The sequence below is a fragment of the Pseudomonas sp. SMSB3 genome (genome assembly GCF_052041965.1).
Lineage (GTDB): Bacteria > Pseudomonadota > Gammaproteobacteria > Pseudomonadales > Pseudomonadaceae > Aquipseudomonas.
The window spans coordinates 1-1554 of the sequence record NZ_JBKGGV010000035.1; the positions used below are offsets into that span (position 1 = coordinate 1).

Below are 1554 nucleotides of genomic sequence, written 5' to 3' on the forward strand. Positions count from 1 at the left end.
GTTTTTGGCTACTTTTTGACCCGGCAAAAAGTAGGACGCCGTAAGGGCGGAAAGGTGAGTGTGCGCCACTATCGTAAATGCATGCGCATGCGGCGTTGAAGCCACCACTCGAATATCCTGACTTCAACTTCAACTTCAACTTCAACTTCAACTTCAACTTCGGTTGAAACTTGGGCTGGGTGATTAGCGACAGCGGCTGTTTTGGAAATTTTATGCGCATTCATTAGTGGCGGCGACGCATAACCACCCTTTCGCCTTTACGGCGAGTCACTTTTTGTCAGACGCGACAAAAAGTAACCATGGGCTTGTCCCGTGACAACGGACGCCAAGAAGCGATACTTAAATCGTTCTCTTGGAGGTTGCCATGTATCCATCAACGCGCCGCAACTACACCGATGACTTCAAGGCTCAGGCGGTAGCCCTCGCTGAAACGGTGGGCAGAACCGAAGCTGCTCGCCAGTTGGAAATTTCCGTCAAAACCCTCGACAACTGGGTCGATGCCGTTCGTAGAGGCAAGCCATTGAGCTCACCTGAGCGCAAACCCGTTACCAAGGAAGACAGCGAACTTGCCCGCCTGCGTGCCGAGGTCGCAGAACTGAAAATGGAGCGTGAAATCCTAAAAAAGGCGGCGGTATTCTTTGCCAAAGAGTCCAGGTGAGATACGCCTTCGTCGCTGCTGAGAGGACTCGATACCCGGTGCGAGTGTTGTGCCGGGTGATGGAAGTCTCGGTTTCAGGCTTTTACGATTTCACACATCGTCGGCTTCGCCCTGACCCTGACAATCAGGTTCGCATTGATTTACGCAGCGTTTTTGCAGCCAGTCGAAACACCTATGGCCGACCTCGACTGGTCGCAGCCTTGCGTCAGAAATCGCATTCAGTGGGCCACAAACGGGTCAGGCGGTTGATGCAGGAGGAACATATCCGGGCCAAGTCCAAAGGCGGATTCAGGCCCTGTACTACAGACAGCAGCCATCATATGCCGGTGGCTGGTAATGTGCTGGATCGTCAGTTTTCCATCGATAATCCCACGCCAACCTGGGTCAGTGACATCACCTACCTTCCCACCAAGGAAGGATGGCTCTATCTGGCTGTCGTTTTGAGCATCCAGACGCGCCAGGTACTGGGCTATAGCCTTTCGGATCGGATGCCGGACACGTTGGTTGAAAACGCCTTTCTGAATGCGTGGAACGCTTGCTCCGGCACAGGTGGAGAGATCTTTCACTCGGACCAGGGCCGCCAGTACGCTAGTGGCAAGTTTCGGCAGACGTTGGCTTCCAAAGACGTCCAGCAAAGCATGAGTCGTAGAGAAAATTGCTGGGACAACGCAGTGGCTGAGAGCTTTTTCGCTACGCTGAAAAGGGAGGAAGCCTGTGGGGTCTACCCCACCAAAAGACACGCTCAGCTGGGGATTGCTAGCTACGTGCATGGGTTCTATAACAGCAGCCGACTGCACTCAGCGTTGGGTTATCGTTCACCTAACGATTACGCGAGGTGGTTGAAGCAGAAAGCTGTGTAGCTGGCTTCTTGGCGTCCGTTGTCACAGGACAGGTCC

Annotated in this window: 2 protein-coding genes; both read left to right on the top strand. The window is 53.7% G+C overall.

Annotated elements, in window-relative coordinates:
- The first annotated feature begins 364 nt into the window (after positions 1-364).
- Positions 365-658 (top strand): transposase, encoded by a 294-nt coding sequence (locus tag ACLEJW_RS23165; protein WP_145192481.1) that lies wholly within the window; start codon positions 365-367, stop codon positions 656-658.
- Positions 655-1518, top strand: coding sequence for an IS3 family transposase (locus ACLEJW_RS23170; RefSeq protein ID WP_440778322.1), 864 nt, complete (start codon positions 655-657; stop codon positions 1516-1518). Before ACLEJW_RS23165 ends, ACLEJW_RS23170 begins: the two co-directional genes overlap by 4 nt.
- The last annotated feature ends 36 nt before the right edge of the window (positions 1519-1554 follow it).